This window comes from Kribbella sp. NPDC026596 (genome assembly GCF_040638415.1).
In the GTDB taxonomy this organism is placed as follows: Bacteria; Actinomycetota; Actinomycetes; order Propionibacteriales; family Kribbellaceae; genus Kribbella.
Genome location: NZ_JBEZYF010000018.1, coordinates 131,527 through 148,812, shown reverse-complemented (window position 1 = coordinate 148,812; position 17,286 = coordinate 131,527). Strand labels below are relative to the sequence as shown.

The window sequence follows — 17,286 nt, the reverse complement described above, 5'->3', positions numbered from 1 at the left end:
GTCGTGTCACCGTGACCTGGTGTGAATGGTTTTCCTACTCCGTGTTGTGGTGGTGTTGGTGCTATAATCGGCCCCTACACCCCCGGGGGACGCCGAAGGCGCACTTGACGCACACCACCACGACTAGCACCATCACGCAGCCCGGAGACAAACCACATCCCCTCCAAAGGCCAACCACCACATCACGTCCGCAGCTCGACGTGATCCCGACACATCCGTGAGTCGGCGTGACCGCGTGACGTGCGTGGGCTGGCGTGACTGCGGGACGCGCGGAGGTCAGCGCGGCCGCAGCACCTCCGTGGGTTGGCGTGGGCGTGGCATGTCCGTGAGGCGGTGTGGTCGCGGCATGTGGTGGGGGGTGGGTGGAGTTGGGTCGGCTGTCGCGGACGTGGTGGGTGGGGGTGTCAGGCCAGGGTTGAGAGGTTTGAGGTTGGGCCGTAGAGGGCGGCGGGGTGGTGCTCGAGGTAGGCCCAGTAGCGGTCGCCGTAGGACCAGTGCCACCACTCGGTGGGGTAGTTGACCAGGCCGGCGGCGGTTAGTACGTCGGCCAATAGCGCGCGGTTCGTCCGGGCTTCGCGGGTGATGTCGGTGGCTGCGAAGAAGCAGGCGCTGTTGCTTTGTTCGGGGGTCGCGTCGATCGGCGTACCGAGGTCGAGGGGACCGTGGGTTCCGACCAGCGTGAGGTCGGCCGCGGCGCCGGCGACGTGCGGCGCGACTTCGACGGGGGAGACGAAGCGGCTCGCCAATATGTGTACGTCGTCAGCGGAGATGCCGGGGTGGAGGCGCTCGAGCTCGGCGCGGTAGCCGTCGTAGATCTCCTGCTGGGTCTCGATAGGACGCGACCCTTCCACCACGTGCAGCCGGATCCCCGCCGGCAGGAACGTGTCTGCCACCGCCAGCCGGTCCGCGACGCTCTCCCGGACGAACTGCCGGCCCGTCGTCGCGATGCCCCGCGTGAACAGGTCGACCAGCGGCTCACCACTCTCGATCGCCGGGATCCGCGCGATCCGCTCGTCGCTCAACAGAACGGTCACTGCTGCGTCACCGCCATCCGCGCGATCCGCTCGCCGCGCGTGAAGGGGTCGACCAGCGGCTCGCGGCCCTCGATCGCCGGGATCCGCGAGGTCCGCTCGTCGCTCGACAGGACTGTCATCCGTTGGCCACCGCCGTGCGGAGCAGGGTGTCGACTACCTCGGCGTACGACATGCCGGCGGCCGCCCACATCCGGGGGAACTGCGACGCCGGGGTGAACCCGGGGAACGTGTTGATCTCGTTGACTACCGGGTCCCCGTCCGCCGGGACGAAGAAGTCCACCCGGGCCAGCCCCTTGCACCCGAGCACCTCGAAGACGTCCAGAGCAGTACGCCGCAATCGCTCAGCCAACCCTGGTTCCAGCGGCGCGGGTACGACGAATCGCGTGGCACCGCTGTCGTATTTGGCGGTCGCGTTGAAGAACGGCTGGCCCGGATCGCTGTGGATCTCCAGCGCCGGCGCGGTCTCCACCCGCCCGTCCGGGAACTCCAGCACGGCCAGATCGATCTCCCGGCCGACCATCTCCCGCTCGACCAGCACCTGCGGATCGAGTACGGCGGCATCCGCGATTGCGGCCAGCAAGGTCGGCAGATTCGTCGCCCGGGCCACGCCGAAGCTCGAACCGCCGTTGCCTGGCTTCACGAACAACGGGAAGTCCAGACCGGCTTCCTTCAGCTTCTGCGTCGCGGTCTCGGTGTCGGTCAACTCCGATCCGCGCAGCGTCACGCCGGGGGTGACCGCGATCCCATGAGCCTTGAGGACTGCCTTGGTCAGGTGCTTGTCGAGCCCGACCGCGCTGGCTGCGACACCACTGCCGACGTACGGGACCTTCAGTTGTTCGAAGAAGCCCTGCAGTACGCCGTCCTCGCCGCCGTCGCCATGCAGGGCCGGGACGGTGACATCGCACGCCTGCAGGATCTCGATCGCCTCGTGCTGACCGTCCGACCAGTTGCCCTCGGCATCGATCATCAGGGGGATCGCGGTGTGGCCGAGGATCTCGACCGCCTTCGCGATGCCTTTGCCGCTGGCCAGCGAGACCTTGTGTTCGGGGCTCGCGCCGCCCATCACCACCGCGACCTTCATTGGATGCCTTCCTCGTAGCGTCGGGGCACCCGGGATCCGATGCCGCAGTAGATGTCGTGCGGGATGGTCCCGGCCCACTCGGCCCAGTCGAGCGCTGTCGGTGCGCCGTCCGACCCATCGCCGAAGACGGTCACGGGCTCACCGGGTTCGACCGCGAGGTCGCCGGCGTCGACGACGAACTGGTCCATCGCGATCCGCCCAATCACGGGCATCCGGACGCCCCGGGACAGCACGCTGGCTTCGCGTACGGCGACTCGCGGGATCCCGTCTGCGTACCCGAGCGGAACGAGAGCGACCGTGGTGTCCCGGTCCGCGATGTAGTCGTGCCCGTACGAAACCCCTTCGCCGGCGCGGATCCGGCGTACCTGGGCCAGCTTGCTCATCAGCCGCATCGCCGGCCGCGGCCCGATGCCGGTCTCGTCGATCCCGTACAGGCCGGCGCCGATCCGGACCAGGTCGCAGTCGGGCGCGTCCAGTGTGATCGCGCCGGCCGAGTTGGCCAGGTGGACGACGCTCGGCCGCAGCCCGGCGCGGCGGGCGAGGCTCACCCCGGTCCGCAGGAGCTGTAGTTGTCTCCTGCTCTGCAGGGCCTCGGGGGAGTCGCCGTGCGAGAGGTGAGACCAGATCCCGCGGACCGCGACGGCGCCGAGCGCCTCGTAGTGCGCCGCCGCCCGGGTGAGCTCGATCCACTGGTCAGGTGCACTGCCCGCCCGGTGGAGTCCGGTGTCCAGCTTGAGATGCACGTTGTGTACGGAAGGGATGGAGACGACGCGCTGGAGTTCGGCGACGGTCGAGACGCTCACGTCCACGTCGAGATCGCCGAGCAGCATCAGTTCGGCCGCGTCGTACAGCCAGGTGAGGATCGGAACAGTCAGGCCGCCCGCGCGCAGTCGCAGCGCCTCGTCGGTGCGGGCGACACCGAGCCAGGTCGCGCCCGCCTCGACGGCGGCCCGGGCCACCGGTACGGCGCCGTGCCCGAAGGCGTCGGCCTTGACCACGGCCAGGACGTCCTGCGGGATCAGTCGCCGGAACGTGCGGACATTGTCACGAATGGCAGACAGATCGACGACAGCTTCGGACAACGTCCCACGGACTGCCCGGCGATCGAGAGACTGCACCAGGTTCATGTCCGTCATTGTTGTTTCCAGCAACCATTGGCTTCATCGGATCGCGGACGGATGTTGTTCCACCCCGGCGTACGACCCTGGTAGCACGCACCGGCATGCCCTGGTCTGACCCGCCTCCTCCGCATGAATGACCGCGAGCACCCGGGGTCTCGTCATAATGGGTGGGTGGAGGCCACGGATCACCTGAAGGCGTCGCTGCTCGCGGCGATCGCGCTGGCGAACGCCTTCGGATCCGGTTCGCGCCAGGGGCGGCCGGCGGTTCCTCCCGACGACGATGCCATCCAAGCGATCTTGCGGTTGACGACCAACCGCGTCGAAGCAGTGGACGTCGCGGACTACGCCGCCGGCGGAAAGACGTTGTACGACGCTCTGAGCCGGCTACCGGATATCGACGGGGCCGTCGACCTGGTGAACGAGTTGCTCAGGGATACCGAGGCAGCACCGCAGCTCGTGCGCCACGAGGGCGCGCCGTGGCATCTGCACTTCGGTGCCGGCTGGTTGGCCGAGTTCGCGACCGCCGTCGCGATGCTGCTCGGGAGTGATGACGTCGAACGCCTCAGGCAGTGCGAGGCGACCCGCTGTGATGACCTCTTCCTCGACTCGACCCGGAGCCGCACGCAGCGGTTCTGCTCAACGGCCTGCCAGAACCGCACCAAGGTCGCCGCCCACCGCGCGCGCGTCTCCTGAGCCCGTGACCATGGTTGCCTCAGGCAACCAGCCGAGCTTCCGGTACAAGTGGAACCCATCGGTGGTGGCCATCAGCAACCCCGTACGAGCGCCACGCTCGAGCGCGCGTTGACTCAGAGCGCCCATCACCACGCTGCCGAGCCCACGTCGCCGATGCGCCGGATCGGTGACGATGTCATGCATCACCGCGTCGTCGCCGACGATCGCCACCATGCCGCGAGCCGCCACCGTGCCGTCCGTGGCATGCAGACGCACGTACTCCAACGGACCCTCGGCGCTGATGTCGAGCTCGTACTCGGTCGCCGGGTGAGGATGCTCAGGCAGCTCAATCGACATCAACGTCTTCTGCTCGTCGAACGGTCGCACACCCGCGGCAGTTAGCCGCTGGGCGATGACATCGCCGTGCTGCGTGGTCACCGTCAGCCAGATGTCCCCGGCGACCTGCGCGGCCAGCCGATCCACAGTCGCCGGGTCGTCAGCGAGCGCGAACAACTCCCGCTCGCGTCCGGGCAACCGCAGTACGGCGGCGACAGCGTCGTCGTACTCGATCAGTGGTCCCAGTCCGCGGCACAGCCGCCACCCTTCCAGCCATCGCCTCACCAAGTCCATGGCCGCGAGTGTAACTGTTTATCTGCGAATAGTCAGTTACTCAGATCCGAGCACGAAGGTCTGGATCGCGACCACCGCGGCGCCGCGGGCCCATTCGCTGAAGTCGGCGGGCTGCAGCACCATCGGCAGTTCCGCGGCGGACGGATGGCGGTCCGCATGCAGGGCTGCGAGCAGCTCGTCGTGCGCGACCTCGGCGAGCCGGACGCCTTCGCCGCCGAGAACGACCAGGTCAGGCATGGTGAAGTTCGCGGACGCCGCGATCAGCTTGCCCAGTGCGCGGCCGGCCCGGTTGATCACCACGCTGGCCTGGGGATCGCCCTTCGCCGCGAGCTCGAGAGCCTCGTCGTAGTCGACCGCCCGGCCCAGCGCCGTACTGACCTGCTCGATGATGGCGCTGACGGTCAGCAGACTGAGCGCGCAGCCGTGGTGGCCGCGGTCGCAGCGCGGGCCGTCCGGGATCAGCGGGTGGTGCCCGATCAGGCCGATGGTGACGTCCGGGCTGTCGACGGTCCGGTCGTGGACGACGAGGCCGTACCCGACGCCGGCGCCGATCGTGAGCAGGACGAAGCGGTCCGAGTTCCGGCCGGCGCCGAACCAGTGGGTCGCCTCGGTCAGCGAGGTGAGGTCGTTCGCGATCACGATCGGGACGCTGGTGTGGGTGGCGAGGATCTCGCCGAACGGTACGTCGACCCAGTTCAGGTACGGGCCCCAGCGGACCTCGGACTGGTTCGCGACGCGACCGCCGAGGGAGACGCCGAGCCCGGTGATCGGGGTCCTTCCCGGCACCTGGACCGCGAGATCGTCGGTGAGCTCGAGGACCAGTTCGGCCACCACGGAAGGAGTCGGGTCGGTCAGCGGGCGCTCGGCACTCGCAATCACCTCGGCGCGCAGGGTAGTCAGTACGCCGATCGCCGTGTCACCCGTGAGCTTGATGCCGACGAAATGGTGAGCGCCCGGGTCGAGATCGAGCGGCTGCGACGGCCGGCCGACGCGCGCGTCCGTGGGACCGGCGTCGACCTCGACCAGCAGCCCGGACTCGACCATCGGCTTGGTCAACCGGGTCAGGCTGCCCGGTGACAGCCCCACCCGGCGGGACAACTCCGCGCGCGATAGCGGACCGTCTCGCAGGATCTCCAGCGCAACCTGCCGCGAAGGTCCTGAGAGCGGCCGCCACTCACCCATTTCGCCAGCGTAACCGTGCAGGCACGAGTTGGACGCCGGGACGTGACCCGGTCCGCGGTTCTGGCCGCACAAATCCCGGCGTCGAGCTCAACCCAACGGCGTTTAGATGTCCACACCCCTCAAAACTGTGGACAACGTGCTGGCGCGGTACCCAATTCCTTTCGAAGTATGCACCCGATTTCGGTGGATGCCTCCTGGACAACGGTGTCAGATTCGGCCTCGCGTCCGGAGTCCGGGCAGGACCAGCGTGAGCCAGCGTGCGCGAACGTCAGCCGGCTGGTCGGTAGGGGCGGACGAGATCAGTAGATAGAAGTCGTCGACGGTGACGTCCGGGTGCAGATCGCCGTCGGCCTGGGCGATCTGGATCAGACCGCCGAGTGCTGCGCCCGCCCGGTCCTCCGCGGCCTGGTCGCTGGGATCGGCGCCGAGGGCGCGGGCGGCGGCTTTCACCGCGTGATCAGTGGCGGAGGCCTCGAGGACCCGGCCGAGCAGTTCGGTGATCTCGTCCATCGCGTGGGCGCCGGCCCGGACCCTTCCGGCGGCGGCCTCGATGTCGTCGGCGACGTGCCCCAGGTACTCCGAGATGACCGCGCTGACCAGGTCGGTCTTGTTCGGGAAGTGCCGGTACAGCGTGCCGACGGCGACCCCGGCCGCGGCGGCGATCTGGTCCATCCCGGCGTCCGGCCCGTTCCGGGTGATCTGGTCGCGGGCGGCGTCCAGGATCTTCGTCCGGTTCCGGACCGCATCGGCGCGCGGGCTCATAGATCTCCTTGAAATATTGTGAACCAGGGTTCATGATAATCGTGAACCGGAGTTCATCTTACCCTCCCAGGAGTGCAGACCCATGACCCCCAAGACCGCGCTCGTCACCGGTGCCTCGTCCGGCATCGGGGCGGCCACCGCACGCAAACTGCACGGGCTCGGCTACACGGTGTACGGCGCGGCCCGCCGGCTGGACCGGATGAAGGAGCTCGCCGAGGAGGGCATCCGGCTGCTCGAGCTGGACGTCACCGACGAGGACTCGCTGCGCGCCGGCGTCCAGCGGATCCTCGACGAGACCGGGCGGATCGACGTACTGGTGAACAACGCCGGCTATGGGTCGTACGGCGCTGTCGAGGAGGTGCCGTTGTCCGAGGCGCGGTACCAGTTCGAGGTCAATGTCTTCGGTGCGGCGCGGCTGATCCAGCTGGTGCTGCCGGGGATGCGGGCGCAGCGGAGCGGGACGATCGTCAACATCAGCTCGATGGGCGGCAAGATCTACACGCCGCTCGGTGGCTGGTACCACGGCACCAAGTTCGCCCTCGAAGCGCTGAGCGACTGTCTCCGCATGGAGGTCAGGCCGTTCGGGATCGACGTAGTCGTGATCGAGCCCGGCGGTATCCGGACCGAGTGGGGCGGCATCGCGGCCGCCAACCTCCGCAAGACGTCCGGCTCTGGCGCCTACGCCGCCCAGGCCGACGCGATGGCCCGCTCGATGGACTCCGAGTCCAGCGACCGCCGCAGCTCCCCACCCGAAGTCATCGCCGACACGATCGCCAAAGCCGTCACCGCCCGCCGACCGCGCACCCGCTACGCCGCCGGTTTCGCGGCCAAGCCGCTCATCGCGCTCCGCCACCTGCTCCCGGCCCGCGCCTTCGACACAGTCATCCGCAGAGCTACCGGCGTACCCGCTTAGTGAGGGAGTTTCCGGGTGTCGATGAGTTGCTGGGCGACGTCGCGGAGTTTGGTGTTGGTGTCCTGGGAGTAGCGCTTGAGGATGGCGAACGCGCGGTCGCCGTCGACGTCGAAGCGTTCCATCAGGATGCCCATCGCCTGGCCAACGAGCTTGCGGGCGTCGACGGCCTGGGCCATGGTCTCTTCGTGCCGGGCGGAGGCGAGCGCGACTGCGGCGTGCCGGGCGAGGATGTGGGCGATTGCTTCGTCGTCGGCGGTGAAGGCGTCGGGGTCGGGGCTGTAGAGACCGAGGACGCCGACGGTCTGGTGGGTGCCGCTGCCGGTGGCCAGCGGGACGTCGAGGACGCTGCGGACGCCGAGAGCGGCGACCTTGGCGGCCCATTCCGGCCAGCGCTCGTCGGTGGTGGTGTCGCGGATCAGGATCGTCGAGCGCTCGCGCATGGCCGAGACCAGCGGGCCGTTGTCGCTGGTGAGTTGCAGGTCGTACACGTCGGCGACGACGGAGTCGGTGACCGCGGCGATCTCCGGGTGGGAACCGCGGGTGTACAGGGCGACGCCCGCATAGGTGCAGCTCAGCGCCTGCAGGGCGAACTGGACGACCGCATCGATCGTCTCCTCCACCCCCGGCGCATCGTGCAACTCGATCGCGAGCCGCGCGAACGCGTCCGCGGACGTCGCGACAAGGTCTTGCTCGGACACAGGGGACTCCAGTCGTGCTCAAAGCCATCAAGCCATCGGGCACCCCGTGGCTGGAGTGGTCCTCAGGGGACATCATGCAGCCCAGGACCCCGGAAACGTTAGCTGAATCGGCAGCTGAAATTTTCTGGGTCCCTCAACCCAGATCGATAGAGTGATCCCATGACGGACTTCTCGGCGCTGCTGAGCGGCCGGACGCTGTGGCGGCGGGAGTTCGCGGCACCGTTGCGGGCCTTCCTGCGGACCGAAGCGGGCAGCTCCGGCGTCCTCGCCGCGGCGATCGTGGTCGCCTTGCTGTGGGCCAACCTCGCGCCCGGCATGTACGACGAGTTCTGGCGGACCGAGCTGTCGATCGGGCTCGGTCACGACGTCCTCAGCCTGGACCTGCGGGAGTGGATCAACAGCGGCCTGATGACGCTGTTCTTCCTGGTGGTGGGCCTGGAAGCGCGCCGCGAGTTCGACCTCGGCGACCTGCGCGAGCGCAGCCGGTTCGTGCTGCCGCTGCTGGCCGGTGTCGCCGGGATGATCGCCCCGGTGCTCATCTACCTGGCCTTCAACGCCGGTGGTGCGGGCGCGCACGGCTGGGGTGTCGCGATGTCCACCGACACCGCACTGGCCCTCGGCCTGCTCGCGCTGGTCGGCCGGGGCGTCCCGGACCGGGTCCGGGTGTTCCTGCTGACTGTGTTCGTGGTCGACGACCTGCTCGCGCTCGTCGTGATCGCGGTCGTCTACAGCGAGGACATCAAGCTGATGCCGCTCCTGATGGCCGTCGTGGCCTTCGGCGTCGTGCTGGTGCTCGCCTTCTTCCACGTCCGCAAGGCCTGGATGTACGTCGTTCTCGGTGTCGTCATGTGGTCGGCGCTGCTGACCAGCGGCGTCGATCCCGTGGTCGCCGGACTCGCGATCGGGCTGACGGCTTCGGCGTACTCGCCTGGTCGTGAGGAGCTGGAGCAGGCGACCGGTCTGTTCCGGTTGTTCCGCGAGCAGCCGACCCCCGAGCTGGCGCGCTCCGCGACCGTCGGGCTGACCTCGACGATCTCGCCGAACGAGCGGCTGCAGTACCTCTACCACCCGTGGACCAGCTATCTGATCGTCCCGCTCTTCGGCTTGGCCAACGCCGGCGTCACGATCGATGCGGACTTCCTCGGCCGCGCGTACACCGCACCGATCACGCTCGGCATCCTGGTCGGTTACGTGGTCGGCAAGCCGGTCGCGGTGACGTCGGTCTCCTGGGTGCTGGACCGCGCCACCCGGGGGAGGTTCCGGCCGCAGGTCGGCTGGGCCGCGGTGGTCGGCAGCGGCACCATCGCCGGCATCGGCTTCACGGTGTCCTTGCTGATAGCAACGATCGCGTTCGAGGGCCCGCAACTGGCGGAGGCGAAGGTCGGCCTGCTGTCGGCGGTCGTGGTCGCGTCGGCCCTTACCTGGCTGGTGTTCCGGGCGGCCAAGCTGTTGTCGCCGCCCAAGAAGGCGCTGGCGCTGCTCGGCGACGCGGAGCAGTTGCTCGACCTGACCGACCCGGTCGACCCCGAGCGCGACCACATCCGCGGGCCGGCGGACGCGTCGGTGACGCTGGTCGAGTACGGCGACTTCGAGTGCCCGTACTGCGGAATGGCCGAGCCCATCGTCCGTGACCTGCTGCAGGACGACGACCTGCGGTACGTGTGGCGGCATCTGCCGCTCAGCGACGTCCACCCACGCGCGCAGATCGCGGCGGAGGTGTCCGAGGCCGCGGACGCGCAGGGTGCGTTCTGGGAGATGCACGACATGCTGCTCACGAACCAGGAGAACCTCCAGCCGGCGGACCTGATGCGGTACGCCGACCAGCTCGGCCTGGACACCGCGAAACTGCACGACGACGTCAAGCGGCACGTGGCGGCCGCCCGGGTGGCGCAGGACGTGGAGTCCGCGGACACCAGTGGCGTGTCCGGGACGCCGACCTTCTTCGTCAACGGTCAGCGGCACTACGGCGCGTACGACGTCGAGACGCTGAAGACCGCGATCAGGGTCGCCCGGGCCCGCGCCAAGATCAGCGATCGGCGTGGCTGAATTTTGCTGTACTAGGGCATTTCTGCCACTGTCGCGGCGTGCCGCGGATGGCTGATGCTGGTGGCTCCCGATCACGAAGGAGCCTCGCATGACCGTTCAGACCTCGGCCATCCTGCAGACATCCGCCGCCGCGGCGGAGGCTGCCGTCGCGCACTTCGCCGGACGGCTGTCGTTCGAGGCGGATGTGTCGGACGTGGCCGCCGACATCGGCGCCGGCGTGACCGGGTGGGTGCTGGTCGACAGTCGCAGCCAGGAGAGCTGGGACCAGGGCCACGTGCCGGGCGCTCTCCACCTGCCGACCCGGGACATCGCGGCCCGCGCGGCGTCCGTCGTACCCGAAGGCGTCATGGTGGTCACGTACTGCTGGGGGCCGGGCTGCAACGGCGCGACGAAGGCCGCGCTGGAGTTCGCCAAGCTGGGCTATCCGGTGAAGGAGATGATCGGCGGCTTCGAGTACTGGGCTCGCGAAGGGCTGCCGGTGGAGACGGCCGACGGGATCGACCGGCGCCTGCCCGATCCCCTCACCGCGCCCCGCGGCGTCGCGTGTGCCTGCTGACGGACCGGGTTGTCAGTCGCGGGCGAACGCCGCCCGTACCTCCTTGTCGAGGTCGACCCAGGGGTCGCCGGAAACGTTCACGACGACCCGGTGGAGGGTTCCGCCGGTGAAGGCCCAGGGCGACGTGCCGGGGTAGTCGTCGGTGACGGGCGCGGCCCGGTCCCGTCCGATGTTGAGACCTTCGCCGGCGAGCGAGAACTTGCCGGGTTGGGTCCTGATCTTGGCCTCGCCGACCTTCTCCTCGTCGATGTAGAGGCTGAGCAGGCCCTCGGTCGGCATCCCGGTACCCGCCTTCTCGAAGGAGGCCGACAGGACGCAGTTACCCGTTGGGACAGGTTTGCTCGAGTCGACGATCTGCTCGAACTCGCCGACATAGTTGTAGGCGTACTTCAGCTTGCCGTCCCGGATGTAGAGGGCGTGGCCGCCGAACCGGGCCCCGTGCGCGAACAGCACCCCCGCCGCGTCGGTCGTGTCGATGGTGACCTCGGCCGCGATCGCGTACGAGCGGTTGCGGATACTCACCGCGACGGACTCGGGAACTTCCTCACAGCCCGGGTAGTACACGTACTCGTTGCGCGGCTTGGAGAGCTGTGGCCGCTCCGCCATGAGGATGGCCAGCGCGCCGCGGGACTCGAGCGGGAGAGCGTGGTACTTGCCCGCCTCCGACCACCACAGCGCGATCAGCTCCGCCAGCTTGGCCGGGTGTTGCTCGGCGAGGTCGTGGCACTCGCTCGGGTCGGTCTCGGTGTTGAACAGCTCCCACCGCTGCGTCGCGAACTCCGCCCAGCCGTCGGGTGAGGCCGGCGTCACCGACGCTGCCTTCCAGCCCTCGTGGTAGATCGCGCGAGTACTGAGCATCGAGTAGAACTGCGTCTGCCGGCCCTTCGCCTTCGGGTCGCTCAGGCTCGCCTTGAAGCTCTCGCCCTCGAGCGGGATCTGGGTGGCGCCCCGGTAGACCTCGGGCATCTCGACCCCGAGGCAGTCATAGATCGTCGGCACGATGTCGATCGCGTGCGTGTACTGGGTCCGGATACCCGGCGTCGTGATCTGGGCCGGCCAGGAGACGATCATCGGGTCGGCGGTGCCGCCCTGGTAGTTGGCGTAGCGCTTCCACATCTTGTTCGGTGTGTTGAAGGCCCACGCCCATCCGGTCGGGTAGTGGTTGTAGGTCAGCGGGCTGCCGAGCACGTCGGCGTACTTGAGGTTCTCCTTGATCGTGTCGGCGATGCCGTTGAAGAACTTGTTCTCGTTGACCGAGCCGTTCGGGCCGCCCTCGCCGGAGGCGCCGTTGTCGGAGACGAGGACGATGAGGGTGTTGTCGAGCTGCCCCGACTCCTCGAGGTAGTCGAGCATCCGCCCGAGCTGGTGGTCGGCGTGGCTGACGAAGCCCGCGTAGACCTCCGCCATCCGGGCGAACAGCTTCTTCTCGTCATCGGCCAGCGTTGCCCACGGGCGTACGACGTCGAGCGCGGGCCACTCCTGCCCCTGCGGTCCCTTCAGGTCCGTGTAGGGGTTGATCGGCGAGAGCTCGGCGTGCTCGGGGATGATCCCGAGCTTCTTCTGGTTGGCGAAGATCAGTTCGCGGTAGGCCTCGTAGCCCATGTCGAACTTGCCCTTGTACTTGTCCGCCCACTCCTTCGGCACGTGATGCGGCGCGTGACCGGCGCCGAAGGCGTAGTAGAGGAAGAACGGCTTGTCCGGAGCGATCGCCTTGGCGTCGCGGACGAACCCGATCGCCTTGTCGGTGATGTCGATCGAGAAGTGGTACCCCTCTTCCGGCGTCTTCGGCTGGTCCACCGGGTGGTTGTCGTAGACGAGGTCGGGGTACCACTGGTTCGTCTCCGCGCCCAGGAACCCGTAGAAGCGCTCGAAGCCGCGGCCGACCGGCCACTGCTGCCGGATCGAGGCCAGGTTCTCCTCGTCCTCGGCGCACAGGTGCCACTTGCCCACCATGAAGGTGTTCCAGCCCCGCTCGCCCAGCACCTCCGCGGCCGTCGCGCACTCCATCGGGATGTGCCCGTTCGCGTTCGGGAAGCCCGACGACGCCTCGCTGATACACGCCATCCCGTTCGTCGTGTGGTTACGGCCGGTCAGCAGGCAGGACCGTGTCGGCGAACAGAGTGCGGTGGTGTGGAAGTTCGTGTAGATCAGGCCGTTGTCGGCGATGCGCTTGATGTTGGGCGTTTCGATCGTCCCGCCGTACGACTCGAGCGCTGAGAAGCCGACATCGTCCAGGATGACGTACAGCACGCTCGGCGCCCCTTCGGCGGGCAGCGGCTGCCGGTATGGCTCCCAGTCCGGCGTCGAGTCCTGGATGTCGATGTTGATGGTGCCCCTGAACGGCTTGCCCATGTCCGTCACTCCTTGTCGTGTTACTGCTGTCGTCCAGCCGTCAGCCCGGACTGGAGCAGGACGGTGGCCGCTCACCCCGCCAGGATGCGCGCCGGCATCGGGCCAACGCTCCACCTCATCGGGGTGGAATCGGCGTCCGCGTTCACCCCCGCCGGATGAGGCGCAGGCGTGACGTGCCGCCCAGGCTGGAAGCTACGAAACGGACGCCCTGGTTGCGCGGGAAGGGGCTCAGCGGAAGAAGGTTGAAGATGGCAATCGGACCAGTGCAGCTCATCGTGCTGGGGTTCTCACAGCCTGAGTTTCACGGTGAGATCATCGCTGAGCTGGAGCGGCTGCGGGAGAGTGACACCGTCCGGGTGATCGACTCGCTGGCGGTCTACAAGAGCGCGGAGGGTGAGCTGGAGGCGGAGCATCTCAGCAACCTGTCCGAGCAGGAGGCGATCGAGCTCGGCAGCAAGATCGGGGCGCTGATCGGCCTGGGCTTCGAGGGCGAAGAGGGCATGGTGATGGGGGCGGAAGCCGGCGCCGAGGCCGTGCAGGAGCAGGGCGGCGTGAAGGTGTTCACCGAGGAGGAGGCGTGGGATGTGCTCGAAGACATCCCGAACGACTCCGCGGCGGCGCTCATCTTGCTGGAGCACCACTGGGCCGTGCCGCTCCGGGATGCGATTGCCCGGGCGGGCGGCTTCCGCATCAGCGACGGCTTCATCAGCCCGCTGGATCTGGTCGGGCTCGGGCTGATGTCGGCCGAGGAAGCCAAAGAACTGCACGACATGGAAAAGGCAGGCGCCGCCACCTGACCATGAGGTGTCTACCACCAGGAGGAAGCAGATGTTCGGATCACGCAGGGTCGCACGCCGTACCGGGCGGCGTACCGCACGGCGGGTTTCCCGCCGCAGGTAACGGATCACACCCGGCGGGCCCTGTCCGCCGGGACCACTGCCCCCACGCGCAGGGGCCGGGGTCGGGGTGAGCGCTGTGCGTCAGCAGGTCGGCCGGCGGCACCGCGCGGACCGTCCCGGGGCTGACCTCGTCGTCTCGAAACTGCGCCGTCCCGTGGTCCGGCTCGGGACAGTGCGCCGTTCGCCGCTGATCGAGCGGCTGGCGCGAGGCGACTCGCGTCCGGTCGTGTTGATGGTTGCGCCGCCGGGTTACGGGAAGACGACGTTGTTGTCGCAGTGGGCCGAGCGCAGCGACCGGGCGTTCGCATGGGTGTCGGTCGACGAAGCGGACGACGACCCGAAGGTCCTGCTCAGCTATGTCGCGGAGGCGCTCGACGCGGTGGAGCCGATCGATGCGCGGGTGTTCGACGCGCTGGCGTCTCCGGGGAGCTCGGTGACCGGCTCGGTCGTCCCGAGGCTCGCGGCGGCGTTCGCCTCGATGTCCACGCCGGTGGTGCTGGTGCTGGATGACGTGCATCTGCTGCAGGACCGGGCCTGCCGGGCGGCGCTGTCGGTGCTGGCCGATCACGTGCCGAGTGGCTCGCGGCTGGTGCTGGCGGGCCGGGGCGGACCGCTGCTCCGCGTCGCGCGGCTGCGCGCCGAGGGCAGGATCCTGGAGATCGGCCCGCGCGAGCTGTCGCTCACCGCCGAGGAGGCGTCAGCTCTGTTCCGCACTGCCGGCCTCACCCTGGGCGAGCAGGAAGTGGCGGCGCTGCACGAGCGGACCGAGGGGTGGCCGGCCGGGCTGTACCTCGCGGTGCTCTACCTGCGAGAGGGCGGCCCGTTGGCGAGCGCGGCGGTCTCCTTCGGCGGGGACGACCGGCTGGTCAGCGAGTACGTCGAATCGGAATTCCTGGTGCGGATCTCGCGCCGGCAGCGGTTGTTCCTGACCCGGTCCGCGGTGCTGGAGCGGATGCGCGGGCCGCTGTGCGATGCGGTGCTCGAGCAGACCGGATCGGCCATGGTCCTGGCGGACCTGGAGCAGTCGAATCTGCTGCTGGTGCCGCTCGATCGGCGCAAGGTGTGGTACCGCTACCACCACCTGTTCCGCGACATGCTCCTGGCGGAGCTGGAGCGGATGGAGCCCGAGCTGATGCCCGTGCTTCATCGGAGGGCCGCGCAGTGGTACGAGGACAGCGGGGCACCCGCCGAGGCGCTGGGGTACTGGATCATGGCCGGCGACGTGGATGCCGCGGCCCGCCTCGTCGGCGCGCTGGCGTTTCCCACGTTCATGCGTGGCCGGGCCGCGACGGTGGAGCGGTGGTTCGGGTGGCTCGAGGACCACGGCGCCATGGAGAGTCATCCGGCGGTCGCTGTCCTGGCGGCGATGGTTCCTGCCTTGACCGGGAACCCGGCCGTCGCCGAGCGGCGGGCCGAGATCGCCGAGCGCGCGGTCACCGTCGCGAGCCGGCCGGACGAGGTCGCGTCGATCGAGCCGCGCCTCGCGCTGATGCGGGCGCTGCTGTGCCGTGACGGGATAGACCAGATGCGGGTCGACGCGGAGCTCGCGACACAGCTCCTGGCCAGCGGGAGCTTCTGGCGGGTGTCCTCGCTGCTGTTCCTGGGGCTGGCCCACCTGATGGCCGGCGACCGGGACCGGGCCGATGTGCTCTTCGAGGACGACGTCGCCGAGGGATCGGTCGCCGGGGGCACGATCGGCGTCTGCATCGCGCTCAGCGAACGGTCGCTGCTGGCGATGGCCAGGGGTGACTGGGATCTGAGCGGACGGTACCTGTCCGAGGCCCGGGCGGTGGCCCGTGAAACCAGGATCGAGGACTACCCCGCCATCACGATCATGTACGCGGTGGCCGCGCGGCTGGCGCTGCACCAGGCCGACCGGTCGTGCGCCCGTGCGGAACTGACCCGGGCGCAGCGCCTCCGGCCGGCCTTGACGTACGCCGTGCCGCACCTCGCCGCACAAACCCGGATCGAGCTCGCCAAAGTTCACCTCGCGCTCGCCGACACAGCAGGCGCGCGGACGCTGATGCGGGAGGTCCACGAGATCCTCCGGCGCCGCCCCGGCCTCGGTGTCTTCGCCCGGCAAGCCGAAGATCTCCGGCACGAGCTCTCCCAGGCGCGCGGTTCGTCTGCCCGGGGAGCCTCGGCTCTGACCGGTGCCGAGTTGCGTCTACTGCCGATGCTGCCCACCCACCTGTCGTTTCCAGAGATCGCCGCCGAAATGTCCCTCTCCCCCAACACCATCAAGTCGACGGTGCACTCGGTCTACCGCAAGCTGGGAACTTCCTCACGGAGCCAGGCGGTCTCCCGGTTGCGCGACCTCGGCCTCCTCGAAGCCTGATGGAGAAGGTCAAGCCCGCCTTCCCGACCTGACGTTGCGGACCATCGAGGAGATCCGCTCGCTGTCCCCGGCGAGCTGGAGCTTCTGGATCAGAGACCGGCCAGGTATTCGGCGTTGCCGCGGATCGCTGCCTCGTAGCGCTTGATCTCAGCGCTGTCGACCCGGTCGGCGATGACCAGCAGCAAGGTGGCGAGCGCCTTGTCCTTCTGGCCGGCCGCGTGCAGGGTCAGCGACTTGAACACCCGCAGCGAGTCCGACTCCGGGAACTCGGCACACGCCTGCTTGAAGATGTACAGCGACTCGTCGAACCGGTCGAGGTTGCGCAGCGTGCTCCCGTACTGCAGGAGGCACTTGCGGCGGATCTCTCCGGTCAGGTGCGGCAAGGCGCGCTCGTAGTACGCGATCGCCTTCTCCTCCTGGCCGTCGGTGTCGTACGACCCGCCGACCTCGTAGAGCACGTACGGGTTGTCCGGGTGCTCGGCGAGCAGCTTCTCGAAGAAGTCGATCGTCGGCTGCATGTTGTCCCGATCCCGCCGCGCGAACGCCGCCTCGATCGTCGCCGCCAACTCCGGCGTCAGTTCGGCCGGGGCCGCGGGCTGGGGAAGATCCTGACTGGTCACCCCTCCATCATGCCGCGCGTGTCACGCTCATTTCGCCGGCGCTGCTGCCAGGGCCAGGCGCCGGAGATCTCGACCTCGAGGGCGAAGCTGAGCACGGTCCGGATCACCACGATCAGGCCGAGGACCAGGACGGTCTCGAGGGACGTCTCGACGATGATCGTGCGGATGATGTCGCCGACGATCAGGATCTCCAGGCCGAGCAGGATCACCCGTCCGAGGTTGACCCGGAGTTGCTGATAGCTGCCCGTGCCCTTGCGGAGGAGGTCGATCACGTAGCGGACCAGGACGACGGCGAGCCCGATGGCCATGATGAAGACACCGGCGCCCTCGATCACCCGGGCGACATCGGCGAACACCGCCTCGAAGTCCACCCTCAACAGGT

At 68.7% G+C, this 17,286-nt stretch carries 17 protein-coding genes; 6 read left to right on the top strand and 11 right to left on the bottom strand.

The window, feature by feature from the left end:
- Nucleotides 1-404 precede the first annotated feature (404 nt).
- Genes AB0E63_RS17810 through alr form a run of 4 tightly spaced genes read right to left on the bottom strand, consistent with a single transcriptional unit; the run spans nt 405 to nt 3,242 of the window.
- On the bottom strand, nt 405-1,034 hold the full coding sequence (locus AB0E63_RS17810) for a M15 family metallopeptidase (protein ID WP_360366677.1): 630 nt from the start codon (nt 1,032-1,034) through the stop codon (nt 405-407).
- The gene (locus AB0E63_RS17805) at nt 1,031-1,153 is read right to left on the bottom strand and encodes a hypothetical protein (RefSeq protein WP_360366675.1); all 123 of its coding nucleotides are present in this window, start codon (nt 1,151-1,153) and stop codon (nt 1,031-1,033) included. The genes AB0E63_RS17810 and AB0E63_RS17805 overlap by 4 nt, the downstream gene beginning before the upstream one ends.
- Nucleotides 1,150-2,115 carry a D-alanine--D-alanine ligase family protein gene (locus tag AB0E63_RS17800; RefSeq protein ID WP_360366673.1) on the bottom strand — a complete coding sequence of 322 codons (966 nt, stop codon included), beginning with the start codon at nt 2,113-2,115 and terminating at the stop codon, nt 1,150-1,152. The genes AB0E63_RS17805 and AB0E63_RS17800 overlap by 4 nt, the downstream gene beginning before the upstream one ends.
- On the bottom strand, nt 2,112-3,242 hold the full coding sequence (gene alr / locus AB0E63_RS17795; protein ID WP_360366671.1) for an alanine racemase: 1,131 nt from the start codon (nt 3,240-3,242) through the stop codon (nt 2,112-2,114). Before alr ends, AB0E63_RS17800 begins: the two co-directional genes overlap by 4 nt.
- 165 nt (nt 3,243-3,407) lie before the next feature.
- Between alr and AB0E63_RS17790 the strand changes: the two genes are divergently transcribed.
- Nucleotides 3,408-3,929, top strand: coding sequence for a CGNR zinc finger domain-containing protein (locus AB0E63_RS17790; RefSeq protein ID WP_360366669.1), 522 nt, complete (start codon nt 3,408-3,410; stop codon nt 3,927-3,929).
- Here the strand turns inward: AB0E63_RS17790 and AB0E63_RS17785 are convergent.
- From AB0E63_RS17785 to AB0E63_RS17775, 3 genes are all read right to left on the bottom strand, one after another.
- Complete coding sequence (locus AB0E63_RS17785) at nt 3,873-4,538, bottom strand: GNAT family N-acetyltransferase (RefSeq protein WP_360366667.1); 666 nt, start codon at nt 4,536-4,538, stop codon at nt 3,873-3,875. The two genes, AB0E63_RS17790 and AB0E63_RS17785, sit on opposite strands and share 57 nt — an antisense overlap.
- Before the next feature lie 36 nt (nt 4,539-4,574).
- The gene (locus AB0E63_RS17780; protein ID WP_360366665.1) at nt 4,575-5,720 is read right to left on the bottom strand and encodes an ROK family transcriptional regulator; all 1,146 of its coding nucleotides are present in this window, start codon (nt 5,718-5,720) and stop codon (nt 4,575-4,577) included.
- A gap of 207 nt (nt 5,721-5,927) precedes the next feature.
- A complete protein-coding gene (locus AB0E63_RS17775) occupies nt 5,928-6,482 on the bottom strand; it encodes a helix-turn-helix domain-containing protein (RefSeq protein ID WP_360366663.1) in 555 nt (184 codons plus the stop codon).
- Between the two features lie 82 nt (nt 6,483-6,564).
- Here AB0E63_RS17775 and AB0E63_RS17770 point away from each other — a divergent pair, with 82 nt between their 5' ends.
- A complete protein-coding gene (locus AB0E63_RS17770; protein WP_360366661.1) occupies nt 6,565-7,395 on the top strand; it encodes an oxidoreductase in 831 nt (276 codons plus the stop codon).
- Here AB0E63_RS17770 and AB0E63_RS17765 read toward each other — a convergent pair.
- Nucleotides 7,392-8,093 carry a GAF and ANTAR domain-containing protein gene (locus AB0E63_RS17765; RefSeq protein ID WP_360366659.1) on the bottom strand — a complete coding sequence of 234 codons (702 nt, stop codon included), beginning with the start codon at nt 8,091-8,093 and terminating at the stop codon, nt 7,392-7,394. The two genes, AB0E63_RS17770 and AB0E63_RS17765, sit on opposite strands and share 4 nt — an antisense overlap.
- A 159-nt stretch (nt 8,094-8,252) precedes the next feature.
- Here AB0E63_RS17765 and nhaA point away from each other — a divergent pair, with 159 nt between their 5' ends.
- Both nhaA and AB0E63_RS17755 read left to right on the top strand, forming a co-directional pair.
- Nucleotides 8,253-10,139, top strand: a complete 1,887-nt coding sequence (nhaA, locus tag AB0E63_RS17760; protein ID WP_360366657.1) for a Na+/H+ antiporter NhaA — start codon at nt 8,253-8,255, stop codon at nt 10,137-10,139.
- Between the two features lie 88 nt (nt 10,140-10,227).
- A complete protein-coding gene (locus tag AB0E63_RS17755; protein ID WP_360366655.1) occupies nt 10,228-10,695 on the top strand; it encodes a rhodanese-like domain-containing protein in 468 nt (155 codons plus the stop codon).
- Nucleotides 10,696-10,707: 12 nt separating this feature from the next.
- Here AB0E63_RS17755 and AB0E63_RS17750 read toward each other — a convergent pair whose 3' ends face one another.
- Nucleotides 10,708-13,047 carry an arylsulfatase gene (locus AB0E63_RS17750; RefSeq protein ID WP_360366653.1) on the bottom strand — a complete coding sequence of 780 codons (2,340 nt, stop codon included), beginning with the start codon at nt 13,045-13,047 and terminating at the stop codon, nt 10,708-10,710.
- Nucleotides 13,048-13,295: 248 nt separating this feature from the next.
- On the opposite strand from AB0E63_RS17750, the gene AB0E63_RS17745 reads away from it, so the two are divergent.
- Nucleotides 13,296-13,844 (top strand): hypothetical protein, encoded by a 549-nt coding sequence (locus AB0E63_RS17745; protein ID WP_360366651.1) that lies wholly within the window; start codon nt 13,296-13,298, stop codon nt 13,842-13,844.
- Nucleotides 13,845-14,013: 169 nt separating this feature from the next.
- Nucleotides 14,014-16,284, top strand: coding sequence for an AAA family ATPase (locus AB0E63_RS17740; RefSeq protein ID WP_360366649.1), 2,271 nt, complete (start codon nt 14,014-14,016; stop codon nt 16,282-16,284).
- Between the two features lie 89 nt (nt 16,285-16,373).
- Here the strand turns inward: AB0E63_RS17740 and AB0E63_RS17735 are convergent, their stop codons facing one another.
- Nucleotides 16,374-16,904 carry a tetratricopeptide repeat protein gene (locus AB0E63_RS17735; protein ID WP_360366648.1) on the bottom strand — a complete coding sequence of 177 codons (531 nt, stop codon included), beginning with the start codon at nt 16,902-16,904 and terminating at the stop codon, nt 16,374-16,376.
- A complete protein-coding gene (locus AB0E63_RS17730; RefSeq protein WP_360366646.1) occupies nt 16,901-17,275 on the bottom strand; it encodes a DUF1622 domain-containing protein in 375 nt (124 codons plus the stop codon). Before AB0E63_RS17730 ends, AB0E63_RS17735 begins: the two co-directional genes overlap by 4 nt.
- Nucleotides 17,276-17,286 lie beyond the last annotated feature (11 nt).